The organism is Pseudomonas sp. GOM7 (assembly GCF_026723825.1).
In the GTDB taxonomy this organism is placed as follows: domain Bacteria; phylum Pseudomonadota; class Gammaproteobacteria; order Pseudomonadales; family Pseudomonadaceae; genus Aquipseudomonas.
In genome coordinates this window covers 2,735,653-2,748,137 of sequence record NZ_CP113519.1, presented here as the reverse complement: position 1 = coordinate 2,748,137, position 12,485 = coordinate 2,735,653, and the positions used below count along the sequence as shown (strand labels likewise).

General features: G+C 66.7%; 5 protein-coding genes. All 5 read right to left on the bottom strand.

Features of this window, described 5'->3' with window-relative positions; genetic code table 11:
• Positions 1–3: 3 nt before the first annotated feature.
• The 5 genes from OU800_RS12450 to OU800_RS12430 are packed head-to-tail and all read right to left on the bottom strand — an operon-like array spanning position 4 to position 12,468.
• On the bottom strand, positions 4–1,857 hold the full coding sequence (locus OU800_RS12450) for a hypothetical protein (RefSeq protein WP_268177589.1): 1,854 nt from the start codon (positions 1,855–1,857) through the stop codon (positions 4–6).
• 12 nt (positions 1,858–1,869) lie between these two features.
• On the bottom strand, positions 1,870–5,574 hold the full coding sequence (locus tag OU800_RS12445) for a hypothetical protein (protein WP_268177588.1): 3,705 nt from the start codon (positions 5,572–5,574) through the stop codon (positions 1,870–1,872).
• On the bottom strand, positions 5,571–6,428 hold the full coding sequence (locus OU800_RS12440; protein ID WP_268177587.1) for a hypothetical protein: 858 nt from the start codon (positions 6,426–6,428) through the stop codon (positions 5,571–5,573). The genes OU800_RS12445 and OU800_RS12440 overlap by 4 nt, the downstream gene beginning before the upstream one ends.
• Positions 6,425–7,930, bottom strand: coding sequence for a hypothetical protein (locus OU800_RS12435; protein ID WP_268177586.1), 1,506 nt, complete (start codon positions 7,928–7,930; stop codon positions 6,425–6,427). Before OU800_RS12435 ends, OU800_RS12440 begins: the two co-directional genes overlap by 4 nt.
• Entirely contained in the window at positions 7,927–12,468 is a 4,542-nt protein-coding gene (locus tag OU800_RS12430) for a DUF6603 domain-containing protein (RefSeq protein WP_268177585.1), read from the bottom strand. The genes OU800_RS12435 and OU800_RS12430 overlap by 4 nt, the downstream gene beginning before the upstream one ends.
• Positions 12,469–12,485: the final 17 nt, after the last annotated feature.

The window sequence follows — 12,485 nt, the reverse complement described above, 5'->3', positions numbered from 1 at the left end:
CCTTCATCTCGGTTGCGTCGCTCCCGTTGCCGTCGTCACCGCACTGAACACTGGCGCATTCTGCCCAGCGGCGTTCTGCACCAGCATCGCCAGCGGCTGCAGGCCATTGGCGTCAGAGCTGCCACTGCGCGCGGTCAGGGTCAGGTTGCCGAAGGCACAGCCCAGAGTGGCGGTGGTGCTGGCGTCGTTGAAGACAAGGTTGACGTTCAGCCCGTTCGTGCTCCACGTGAAGCCCTGTATGGCCAGGGTCAGAGTCGCCAGGGCGTCGCTGCGAATCAGGGTCCAGGTGCCGGTGTTGGTGCCGCGCTCGAACGCGAGCACGTTCTTGATCAGCGGCCCGTTCGTGCCACCACTGACCTGGCTGGTGGAGACGAAGGTCTGCACGTACCCCGGGGTGCTGTACACGGTCTGTGACTGCGAGGTCATCTGATCCTGGAAGCCGGTGATCAGCAATCGCACGTCGCCTGGGGTGTTCAGGCCGATGGTCTGCGGCGACGGGCCTGGCGTGCCATTGAGCTGCTGGGTCTTGACGTTGCTCGCTTGCCAGGTGCCGGTGACCTGTACGTTGGGGTTGGCACCCTCGAATGCAGCAACCCGCGGACTCACCGAGAAGCAATTGATTACCGGTGCATTGGCGATGACGCTGACGGTCTGCTGGGCATTGGGCACCTTGTTGCCATTGAAGTCGTAGCCGTCGAGGGTGTAGGTGACCGTGTCGTCCGGCTGCGGGTTCGGCTCCCAGGCGCTGGCGTTGGCCGGCACCACGACCTGATAGGGTGTGTTGTCCTGGCTCCAACTGATGGTGCGTTTGGATAGGGCGAAGGTTTGCCAGTTCAGTTGTACCGGCGTGCCCTGCTTGATCACACTGGAGTTGAGGGTCATGAAGCGCAGGATGCCCGGAGTCGGCGCCTGCTTGATCAGCGCCACGGTCTGGTAACCGTCCTGATAACCGGGAATGTTGCTCCATTGCAGGTAGGCCAGGGTGGTGCCGGCCTTGAGCTGGGTGACTATGTTGCCCAGCATGAATTCGAAGCTGGCCTGCTCGCCGGTACCGAGGATCTGCTTGTTGGTCAGTTGATCCGGAGTCAGGGTCCAGCTCGGCGAGCCCTGGGTATCGGGTGCGACGGACCAGCGGTTGCCATAGTCCTGTACGGTCTGGCGGGTGAAGCTGGCGGCCCGTTCCGCCGAGGTCAGGGCGCCGAAGCCGTCGCCCTTGTCGGCATAGACGAAGGACAGGGTGAAGCTCGGCGCCTGGGCACCCCAGGGCACGTCATCCGGCACGAGGGGCGTGTCGGGCGACGGGTTGCTGAGGCGGAACACCAGCGAGCAGGTAATGGGCGAATCGGCCTTCTCGGTGATGTAGATGACGTTGCCACCATTCAGAGCGAAGACCAGGTTCAGTGGCAGCAGCTTGCCCGGATCGTTCTGCGCCATCACCGGCAATTGCACCGAGTCGCCGTCACCGAACCAGCAGTCGACGGTTACCTGACGCGAGCCGGGCAGGCCGCTGATGTTGACCCCGTCCAGGGTCACGGTCAGTTTCGCCTTGTCCTTGAAGGTGCTGTTCTGTGCCTGAGCCAGGCACCATACCGGCCCCTGCGGGGTGTTCTGGAACTGCGTGGTCCAACCCGGGCAACTGACCTGCACTGCGGCCGGGTCGCTGACCAGGTTGCCGAGGAACAGGTACAGCAGACTGGTGTTGCTGTCAGCCTCGGTCTCCAGCACCGGCGGGCTACCGGCCAGTTCCAGGTCGGCGCCGCTGACGTTGGTCAGGGTCAGGCTCAGGGTCTGCGTCTGGTTCAGGTAAGCCACTGGCTTACCATCCTTGTTGGCGATGCCGTAATCGATTGCACTCATCCGGGTCACTCCTTAACCGTTGTCGCGGATCAGCCGCAACCAGCCTTCTTCGATGCGTTGCGGGGACGCCAGGGTCGCGGTGGGTACCGCCGAGCCGGGTGCGAGGTTGCTCCAGCCGGTGGCGCCCGGGTTGCGTGTCACCCATTCCCAGGTAAAACCGTTTTCCTGCGGTACCGGCACCGGCATCACCGTACCGGCGCCGACCATCGGCGTGGTCAAGAAGGTCACCGCAATCGCGTCCAGCGCCGGCTGCCACTGGGCTCGGGGGATGCAGATGGTCTTCACCGGGAGGATGCCGGCGGTGGCGTTCACCGAGCCGTGAGGGTCGATGAGCAGGGTCAGGGCCAGGCCGTCACCAGCGGCAGAGGTGGGCACCGGGCTCAGCGCGGTCTTGCTCACGTCCACCGGCATCACGCCATTACCGCCAGTGGCCGCTGGCGAGTAGAAGGTGTTCCACTGCTCGGCACTACCGTCCTCGACGAAGTAGCCCACCAGACCATCGTCATATACGCCGAGGTCGCCCAGGCGCACCGGGAACTTCACATTGCCGATGCCGGCACTGGGGCGCGGCTGGCCCGGGCTCAGGCCGACGCTGGCGGCGAAGGCCGGCCAGCTATCGTCCACCGCAGGCTGGCCTTGCAGCTCCAGGCGCAAGGCGGCGCGAACCACCGCCAGTGGCCGGCCGATCAGCACGCTCAGGCTCGGATCGGCAGTCGGTGCCGTCGGGCCGCTGGCACCGCTGGCCTGGTCGAGCGTGGCGAGCAGAGCCTGGAGGAAGCCCAGGCCCTGAGGCTGGTTGTAGAGGGCGCGGACGAAGTTGGCCAGGTACGGGTTGATCGAGGCCATCACCTGGTCGAACGGCCGAGTCCAGTTGGCGCTGCCCGGCGCCCCCTGCCAACGCGGGCCGACGGTGTTCAGCGAGCCGATCGGCGAGCCGTCGGCGTCGTAAACGGCGAGGTTGTCGTCGAGGTGGTTGAACAGCACCCAGCCGCAGATCGGCGCAGGCCCCTGATCGGAACACTCGGCCTGGCCATCCTTGGCACTGAGCCAGCGGAATTGCAGGCGCGCCGGCTGGGTCAGGCGCGGCGGCAGGACGATCTTGCCATTGTCGGCCACCTCACCACCGGCCAGGCGCTGCTTGAGCCGTTGGGCGATGATCGGCGTCGGCTTCGGCAACTCCAGCGCCTGGCCATAGGCGTCCACCAGGCGCAAGCGGCTGATCCGCAGCTCGCCGCAGCGCAGCGGGTTGAAGCCGTTGTTCGGCGCCGGCGAGGCGACGTTGAAGCCATCGATCGCCGGGGCCACCTGGGTATTGGTGAAGTTGCGCACGATCAGCGACGGGCTCAGTGCGTCCACCACCGGCAATTGCAGGGTCTGGCTGCGCATCAGCAGGCCCTGGTTGAAGCCGGTCAGGCTTTGCGCCATGGCCTGCAGGTCGAGCTGGCCGAGGATGCTCTGGAGAACCTTGGCATTGGGGTCGTCCGGGTAGTTCTTGAGGTAGACCTCGATCTGCGACTGCAGGTTGAGCTCGGTGCGTCCGGCCAGGGTCAGGGTGCCGGAATAGGTCTGGAACGCAGGGTCAGGAGTCAACCCGGCGACGGCGTCGAAGTCCAGCCCATCCGGGTCGAGGGTGAAGGAGCCGGTCACCGCATCGGCGGCATAGTCGATCCCGCTGCCGGCCAGGCCGACACGATGGTAGGGGTAGAACAGCACTTCCCAATTGAGAAAGGTCGGCAGCCAGGGCTGTGACCAGGTGCTCAGGCCCACCGGCGACGGCGCGTTGCCGACCAGGGCCACCGCCGCATTAGCGGCGCCGCTACGGGCATCGGCCGCCAGCAGGTGCTGGCCGCGCGCGGCGTGCTGGGCGCTGGCGATCTGTTGCGCCAGGGTGTCGCTGGCGATCGCCGCCAGACGCTGAGCACCATTGCCCTGGGTGAACTGCCGGGCCAGATCCGGGGCGCGCAGCGGGTCGAGGGTCAGCGACTCGGCCAGTAGCGCACCGAGTTCCGGCGGATAACTGGCGCCCGCCGGTGCGGCGGCCAGCGCCACATCGGGGGTGAACAGCGAACCATGCACGCGCAGGCTGCTGACCAGTTGGTTGCCGGTGCGGCAGCCGAGCAGGCCCTCGGCATGGAAGCGACCGTCGCCGCCATGGCGCGCCGAGGCCTTGGTGGTGGGCCGTCCGGCCAGCAGGATCACCGGGTCGGCCGGCTGCCAGAAGCGCGCCGCCGAGGAGGGTTTGACCTCCCAGCCGGTACCGAGGGTCTTCTGTAGCGCGGCCAGGGCGCTGTCGATCTGCGTTTGCAAGGTGGCGATGCTGCCGCTGCTGGTCTTGCTGCCCGCCAGTGCGGTTATCGCCGTCAGGTCGTAGTTCTTGATGAAGGCACGGGCCTGGTCGGCAGTCAGCGCGGTCGGGTTGGCCTTGTTGAACTGCAGAAGCATGAATTTGGCCCAGTCGACGAACAGTTGCTGGCGCAAGGCTTCGAGGTCGGCGCTCTGGCCGTCGAGCATGCGTTGCAGGCGGTTGACCTGCTCCAGTTGTTCCACGGCCACGTCCGGCAACTGGCCGTTGCTGGCAGACGGATCGGCGCCCGGTGCGGTGATCTGGCGTGCCAGCCACAGGGTGCCACCGGGATAGGCGGCGAAGCCGGCCTGGTGCACTGCCTCGTCGGCTGCGGCAGCGCCGCCGACCTTGCCCAGTTCGTGCAGCAAGCCCTGCTGGAACACGTTGAGCAAGGTTTCCAGGTCAGCTACCTCGGGATTGCGCGCCTGGATCAGCGCCGCCACTGCCTCGGCGGTGTTGTCGGCGATGACCACGTCGATGCCGTCGGCGCTGGGCGGGGTCAGCCAGGCTCGCTGCGGGTCCCAGGTGAGGCCGCTGAGCTGACCGTTGCATACGGTGCGGGTGGGTACGTCGGGGGTATCGCTGACTGCCCATTGCAGGGTCTGGGCGATATAGGCCTGGCGCGCCTCCACGGTGGTGGCGCTGGGCGGGTAGACCAGACTTGCCAGCGGGTCGCTGTCGCTGTTGGCGTACCAGCCCACCACCGAGTAGGACAGCGGCGTTTCGGCGGTGAAGGCCTTGGCGTCGTCATCGTCCAGCGGATCCCAGAACGAGAACACGTTGGGGCAGTTCGGATAGGCCGCGGCATAGGCCGGGGTACCGTAGCCCACCGTGGTGTTGCTGCTAGCGTAGGTGCCAGCATTGCGCCCGGCCCAGTCGGCCTGGCGGTAGACCCGACCCTGGAACAGGAACGGCTGGCTGGCTCCGGTGAGATCCGGGGCCACCGGCACCGCCCGCGAATAGATGTTCTGCGGCAGGGTCTGGTCCTGCACCTGCTGCAACTGGTCGCTCTCGATCACCCAGGCGGTCTGCACCGTGCTGCCGTTGGCGTTGCCGCCAGCGATACGGGTTACCAGCCACAGGTTCGGCGCCTGGAGGAAGGCCACCTTGCCGCCATCGGTACGGCCGCGCGCCAGGCTGTCGGGCAGCGCCCAGTGCAGGTGGATACCGGGCTGCATGGCGTCCTGACTGTCGACCGAGTCGAACGGCTTGGGCAGCAGGTTCTGCGCCAGGTAGGGGCCCACCGCCTGGGTCGTCGGCATCCGGGCGAAGTCGCTGGCCACGGCCGCGAAACCATTGACCGCGCTGGCATCGGGCTTGCCGATGACCAGTGCGGTGACATCGATGGGGACGATCAGGCCGCTGTCACTCATGCCGAAACCTCCTTGTCTTGATTGCTGAAGCGCACGGTCTGCACGCCCTCCACCAGCTCCAGGGCGAACTCTGCGGGGGTGAACGGGCGCTGGGTGCCGTCCGCTGCGAGGTTGGCGTTGCTGGCCACCAGTTGTGCCTGCAGGCTCTTCGCCAGGTCGGCGATCTTCAGCACGCGCTTGCCGCCTCCGGCGGCGCGGTAGCTGACAGCGACGCTGACACCGTCAATCTGATCGCCGGGCCGGGTGTCGGCCGGGGCGGTCTTGGGCACGGTGACATAGCGCAGCGACTTGCTCCCCTGGCCGATATCGACGCCGAAGTGCATGGCCTCGGACGGCTCGCCGATGTCAACATGGTCGATCTGCCCGCAGGTCATGAACAGCAGCACGGTGGGCGCCAGCACCTCCTGGCGCAGCACGCCGTCGAGCAGGTTGTCGTCGGCGTCGTAGGCGCGTACCTCGATGCCCGGCCAGCCGCTGACCACGTTGGAGCGCAGAACGAACCCGCTGACCGTGGTCGCTGGCGACACCGCCGCATACAGGCGTGCCACCAACTGGGCGTCGATAGCGGCGTCGAAGGTGCAGGAGCGACCGATACTGGTGGCGCCTTCGAGCAGGGCATTGATCCAGTTCGGGTCGAGGACGAAGAAGCGGATCGACTCCGTCGGCAGCATGGCCTCGTCCGGCACCAGGTAGCCGAAGGGCAGCCCCTTGAGCACGGCGAGGTTACCCAACCACTGGGTGAGTTCGCCTGGCAGCGGCTCGCCGTTATTGGCGCGCAGGAGGCTGGATTGTGGCTCGGCGAGCATGGCCTGCAGGTTGAGGAACTGACTGTTGCGCTGGGCGAGCCGGGTCATTCTGCGGTCTCCGAGGAACTGGAAGAGCGGGCGCACTGGGCGGCCAGGGATTCGGCGATCAGGCCGATGGCCAGGCCGCGCAGGCCGGGCTGGCTGGTGGGTGCGGCATGCAGCGCGCGCAACGCCGAGTTCGGCGTCACCGAGGCTTGCAGGCGCAGGCTAAGGGTCTGGGTTTCGCTGTTTTGTGCCACCTTGCGCGCTTCGCTGCGTTTCCACGCATAGAGGGTGCTGGCGAACAGGCTGTTCTGCAGGGCCAGGCCACGGCCGATCTGCCAGGCGGCGGCGTAGGTGACGTCCATCAGGCCGCTGGCCGGGTCGAAGCGCACCGCCTGGTCGGCAACCACCAGCGGCGTGGCCCCCGGCGGCGGGACGATCACCGGCGCAGAAGTGAACGGCAGCAGCGGGCCGCGATACCACGACACCGTGGTGTCGCCGAGGCGGGTCTGGTGGTTCATCGCCGTGTAGCCCATGGCGAAGGCATTGCCAACAGCCTGCCCGGCGCTACCGCTGGCATTTGCCGGGGCTGGCAGCCGTAGCTGCGCGCAGTCGACCCCTTCGAGGTAGCCGCTGAAGGTTTCCTGTGGGTCGAGGGAAGTGAACGACCAACTGGCCAGTGACACCAGGCGCAGTTTCTCCGCCGTGCCACCGGCGGCCAGGGTCAGCGGCGCGGCGGTTTCGCCGTCGCCGGTGGGCAGGTAGCGGGCCAGGCCTTCCAGGGACACCAGGTGCACCACGCATTTCTGGTTGGGGGCCGGCAGGCGGTTGCCCACCACCACCGAGAAATTGCCTTCCTGCTCGTCATCGTTTTGCTCCTGCTTCTGGGTCAGCACCACGCTGCGGGCATGGGCCAGCCAATCCAGTTCATCGAGAGTCGGGGCGATGGCGGCGAACAGCTCCGCTGGCACGTCGATCACCTGGCAGGGGTCGTACCAGTTCTCACCAGTGGCCAGGGCGAAGGTCGGTGCCTTGTCGGCGCTACCGAGCAGGGCGTAGCCGTCCGGGTAGCTGGCGGTACTGGCCGGCAGGCTGCTGGGCGTCGACTCGCCGGCCTTGGCTGCATCGGCACTATGCGGGAACGCCTGGCGCTGCAGGTCGCCGGCCAGCACCGACTGCAGCGGTGGCGCTTCGTCCAGCTCGAACAGCAACAGGGCCAGCCACGAGGCGTTGTCCGCCTCCAGCTCCGGTGAGCGTTCCCAGGGCAGGGTACGGCGCTTGAAGATCACGTGGGGCAGCACGTTCTGGTACTCGCCCTGGTTGTCCGGCGGCGGGAAGCGCGACACCAGCTCGTTGTCGTCGAGGCTGAAGCGTTCGCCGCGCACGGCGAAATGCCGGGTGTTGACGAAGGCTTCGTCGAAAGCCGCGTCGGCGGTAGCGTTCGGGTCGCTGTTCTGCAGGTGCTGGGTAAGGGTGATGCTGTAGCTGCCTGCGGTCAGCGGCGGCAGCCAATGGGCGACGAACTGTACGCTGCCGTCGCTCAACGGCGTGGAAGAGGCCTTGATCATGAACGGACGGCTCCGAAAGCAGTGGTGGGTTGGGCGCCGAGCACCGAGAGCTGCGGGGCGCTGAGCAGGGTGTTGGCGGCGTTCTGTGCCAGCAGGTCGACATTGACCTGGGTGCTAACCGCGACCCCGGCCGCCGCCAGTTGCGCGAGGATCGCGCTGCGAGCGTCAGCCACGCTGGTATTGGTCAGGGCGCTGGTGAACTGGCTCATGGCGTTGTCCTGGTCATAGCCAGTGGCGGCGGGCACGGTGGGCGCGATCCAGGTCACCGTGCGGTTGGCCTCGATTTCCTCGCGCAGCACGCTCAGTTCGATGGGCAGCGGGGTGACGTCGGGGTTGTCGGCCTTGGCCTTGATGCGGAGGCCGGTCATAGCATTGGGAATGGCGCGCTGGGCCGCGTCGTTGAGGTTGCTCAGACTCGGGTCAAGAGCGGCGCTGGTGGACCAGGTCGCTGCCGGCAGGTTTTCCACCACGGCGCTGACGTCGACGCGAATGTCCTCGGCGCTCATCTCGCCGTCGAGCTTGCTGATCACCACGCTGTGGCTGGACACGAAGTAATCGTTGTTGACCCCCACCGGGCCGACGCCGAACGCCGTGTTGCTGGCCGTGATGTCCTGCTCCGCGCCGGAGCCGGTGTAGCTGGCCTGCTTGCTCGGCAGGGCGCACCAGGTGGTCAGCTCGAAGCGCTCCGGGTCGAGCACCCAGTCCATGTCATCGACACCGGCCAGATCCTTGACCAGACCATTGGCGACCCGCACCAGGCACACCGAGTCGGTCTGCTGCACTGGCGTGGCGGCCTTGAGGCTGGCCGGCAGGGCAGCGAGCAGCAGGGCCCGTGGTGCGGTTTTCGGCGTGCTGCCGCCACCGGGCAGGAACGAACTCTTGAAGTCGCTCCACTGGATCGGCTTGACCTCGTTCTTGTTGCTGTCGCCGAAGCTGATGGTGATGCTGAGCACGTACAGGTCGGCGGTGGCGGTACCGGCGAATTCCGGGCCCCACAGGTGGATCTCCACGCCGACATGGACGCTGACGGTGAACGAGGTGATGCCGACGTCGACCTTGTACGAGGCACCAAGGCTGACCCCGATGTCGGCATCGTAGTGGAACGGTTTCCAGCCCAGCAGGAAGTCCACCCAGGCCTTGAACCAGGCGCGCAGGTCGCCACTCTGCCACACCGCCTCCAGGCTGCCACCGGCCATCACCGCCGAGGGCACCAGGGCGAAGTACAGCCCCCCCTTTACCGTCAGTTCGGAGGTGATGTTCCAGTTGAAGCCCAGGCGTGGCACGTCCGGGTACCAGTCCGGCTTGCTGAACGCCGGGTGATAGCCGCCGAGGGAAACGACGAAGTCGCCGGCCTTGTAGCCATAGGGGTTGTTCGGGTTGTCCTTGGTCCAGGCGGCCACGGCGAAGCCGCCGGTAAGGTGGCAGTCACGCGACAGGATGAAGGAGTTGGCGGTCAGTTGCGCGCCGAGGAACAGGGTGCCGCGGTTGAAGTTGTAGGACGCCTTGAGCACCAGCTCGGCATAACCGATAGGCGAAGAAGTCTGTGGCGGCACCGACACCGAGGCCAGACCGAGCAGGGCGATCTCGAATTCGTTGCCCAGCTTGCCGGCGGCGAGGATGAAGCCCTTGATCATCTGGAACGACGCGACCCGCACGCCAAGGGCAAGGAAATAGTCGCCGTAGGAGGGCGGCACGTAATCGTGCATCACCTTCAGCGCCTGCGAGGCGTCCTTGCCGGCGAACGGCGAGCCACCGTTGACCGCGGCGATCAGCGGCATCTGTTCGAGCTTGTCGAGGCCGGGGATGATCAGGTCGCGGTTGAAGCCGAAGCCTGCCGCCAGCGCATCCACCTGCAAGAACGGCGGGCCACCGATGGGCGCGGCGAGCACGGCATAGGCGAACAACGATGGCGAGCCGTCAAGGGAGGCGTAGGAGGCCATGGCCGAGAGCTGGAAACTCGGCACCCTGAGCATTAGCTGGCCATCGTACTCGGTGATCTCGTTGCCCTTGGCATCTTCGGTGACGACCTTGAGCAGGCCGCCATTGATGGTCACCGCGCCGTTGTCGTAGCCGATGAACAGGCCGTCGAGGGAGGCGCCGTCGGGAATCGGTGGCAGCACCGGGCGGAAGGCGATGGCCGCGCCCATCAGGTCGATCTCGATGCCGCCCATGGCGAAGCCACCATCGAGCATCAACCATACGCGCTGCTCGCGGTAGGCCACGCCGACCCGGCTGAGACTGATCGGGCCGAAGCTCTTTTGCACGTTGACCCACTTGCCCTGGGCCTTGGCGGTGCCGGCAGGCACCGGCGCGGTGTCGTCGTTGGCTGCAGCGCGCAGCGCCTGCTTCGGCTTCGATGGCTTGGCGAAGACCAGTTGCAGCGATTTGGCTGGCTGGTCGCCGAGCATCAGCTTGGCCGACAGCACCACCCGACCCTCGACGCTGAGCGCCGGAACCTGCGGCTGGCCCTTGGGAATCACCGCGTTGACCGCATCGACCTGATCCTTGTCGAACACCGCGGAGGCGATCACCAGGCTCATGCCATCGAGGCCGACCTGCTGGATCGACGCCAGCTCGTTGCCGACCACCGGCAACTGCGAGATATCCGCTTCCACGGCGATCTCCACCACCGCCGCATAAATGCGCCCCTGAACCGTGCCGGGCACGCTGACCAGGCTCACCGCGACCTTGTCGGTACTGGCGGTGAGCACCAGTTGCGACTTGTTGAAGTCGTAGGTGAACGAGGCCTGCTGGAGCACCGGCAGCAGTTCCGCCGGTACCCCGGAGAGGTCGATGGCGAAGGTCTGCGCCAGGTCGACCAGGGCCAGGGTCTTGCCGGCGGTGGGCACCAGCTCGGCGCGCAGCATCTTGACCTTGCTGTCCTGGGTGAAGGTGACGCTGAAGGTGGCCGCACCGATCACCAGCGTGCCGTTGAAGTTGCCTTCCCAGGTGGTGTCCGGCTTCGACAGTTCAAGGTCGATGCTGAAGTCCAGTTCGGTGCCAGCGATGGGGAAGCTGCCCTCGCAGGCGAAGGTGAACTTCGAGGCGCCGGTGTCGAGGCTGACCGCGAGGTTCTGCAGCTCCAGCTCGCTGATGGCGGCGGGGCAGGTCACGTTGAACTGCTGGGTCAGGTCGTTGATCAGCTTGCCGATGGCCAGGGGCTGGCCGTAGGCGGTGCTGCCGGAAATCTGCCAACCCTGGTCGTAGGCGGCGGCCACGGCGATATCGACGCCAGCCAGGGTCAGGTCGGCGTTCATCGAAGCGGTGGTGGCGTCGCTGGTTTTCGCGATGTTCACATCGACATTGTTCAGCGCCAGCGGGCCGGCGCTGAACACCTCGGTCATGCCCAGGGCAAAGCTGTAGCTGCCTTCCGCCGGCACGGTGTCGAAGACCAGCTTGCTCACCGTGGTGTCGGGGAAGCCGCCAGCATCGCCGAGGTACTGGATCAACACGTCGCGGATCTTCACCGGGGTCTTGGGCGACAGGTTGCCGCCCAGTTGCAGCGGGGGCAGGCCAATGGACAGCAGCAGGTCGGCCGGGGCCTGGTTGAAGGTGAAGGGCAGGGTGGCGCTGACACTGGCATTGAGTAGCTGGCGCTGCTGCCAGTCGAAGGCGATCTCGACGCTGTCCAGCACCAGGTTGGCCAGCGGCAGCTTGGCCACCGCGTCGTTCACCGCGCTGGCTGCGGCATCGCCGGCGATCAGCCCGGCGAGGGCGGCCAGAGCAGGCTGGCGGTTGCCGTCGGCACTGACGAGGATGCTCACCTGGCTGCTGCCATTGAGGCTGACGCTCACGGTCCATGGCTGGCCGCCGATCAGCAGGCTGCCACCGACCGTGCCGCTGAGGCGGGTGATGGTCTGATCCATCTCGGTCTGGCTGGCGCTGGTCAGGGTCACCCAGACGCCAGTGAGGCTGGGGCCGCCCTGAACCAGAGACCAATTGCCGTTGACCCCGGTGGTGACCGCGCAGCGGGTGTCGTCATCGCCGCCATAGGCAGCGACCACCTCGATCTGCTTGAACGACATCTCGGCGAATAGCGGCAGATCCACCGGCAGCCAACCGTCGAAGCGGTTGGCGAAGGCGAAATTGCCCACCGCCAGCAGCGGCAGACGGCTATCCGGCGGGGTCAGGTCGAGAACCAGGGCGGCGTTGTCGTCGAGGCTGCCGCTGAAGGTCAGGCTGCTTTGGCCAAGGGTCGCGCTGGCGACGCTGCTCAGGCTGGCGCTGATATCCTGGCCCTGGGCGCTCTGGGCGAAGGTCAGGGTCAACTGGCTGAGGCTGGGGTTGGCGCCCAGCCCGTTGAGCGTCCATTCGCCGCTGGGCGTACCGCTGACGCTGAAGCTGGCCGGCCAGGTGCTGCCGGGGTCGCTGATGCTGGCGCTGGCCAGGGTCACGTTGCAGGCACCGAACAGGCTGTCCAGGGCACTGATACCAGTGGTTCCGGCGCCCAGCTCAAGGTTGCCGGCGGCGTCGATCTTCTGTTTGAGCTGGGCCTGCAACTGACTCAGGTCCTGCGTAACGGCATTCATGGCGCTCATAGGGTGCTGTCTCCAGG